We start from the raw sequence: 211 nt of genomic DNA, 5'->3' as shown, positions 1-211 counted from the left end.
CAGCAGGTCGTCGCCGGCCAGCAGATCCAGCAGTTCGGTGTCCTCACCGTCGCCCACCTTCGTCTCCAGGCTCACCGGCTGGCGGGCCCGGCAGAGGAGGTCTTTCACCTCCTCCTCGGGCAGTTCCACCGCCACGGCCAGTTCGCTCAGGGTGGGGGTGCGGCCCAGCTCCTGGCTGAGCTCCCGCTGGCCCTTCTTGAGCTTGTTGAGG

The 211-nt window shown here is 68.7% G+C and carries 1 protein-coding gene; it reads right to left on the bottom strand.

Translation table 11 applies throughout. From position 1 onward, the window contains the following. Positions 1 to 211: sigma-70 domain-containing protein (locus KUG39_RS17775; protein ID WP_286193286.1), on the bottom strand; the 211-nt coding region annotated here is incomplete at both ends.

Source organism: Synechococcus sp. CCAP 1479/10, assembly GCF_019038515.1.
GTDB lineage: Bacteria > Cyanobacteriota > Cyanobacteriia > PCC-6307 > Cyanobiaceae > Cyanobium.
Note: the sequence above shows the minus strand (reverse complement) of the source record. Positions and strands in the feature narration are given on the sequence as shown.